1 pseudogene is annotated in these 419 nt (G+C 67.1%); it reads right to left on the minus strand.

The features are described from left to right. Window positions 1-419: pseudogene (locus HR086_RS47700) on the minus strand (M61 family peptidase); the annotation flags it as partial.

Raw genomic sequence — 419 nt, forward strand, 5'->3', positions numbered from 1 at the left:
CATTGGTGGTGTCCTGCAGCGGCCGCCAGGCCAGGCCCGGGCGACCACGGTCATAGGTCGCGGCCACGTTGGCCAGCATGTCGCGCGCCTGCGCGGTCGACCACAGCCCTGAACGCGCCGCCAGCACCTGGCCCCAGAACTGGGTCTGGCCTTCGTAGACCCACAGCAGGCTGTCGCCCATCGGCGTGTTGAAGTTGGCGGTGGCGAGATCCGCGCCGCGACGGTACTTGCCGTTCCAGGAATGGGTGTACTCGTGCGGCAGCAGATCGCGCATCCACGCGTTGTTGTCCCACTCGGTGAAGTAGCCCGGGTCGGCGCTGTTCTCACTGGAACGGTGATGCTCCAGGCCGATGCCGCCGAGGCGGTCGGTCAATGCCAGCAGGAACTCATAGTGGTTGTAGTGCCGCGCGCCGTAGAGC

Source organism: Myxococcus sp. CA039A (genome assembly GCF_013336645.1).
Lineage (GTDB): Bacteria > Myxococcota > Myxococcia > Myxococcales > Myxococcaceae > Myxococcus > Myxococcus llanfairpwllgwyngyllgogerychwyrndrobwllllantysiliogogogochensis.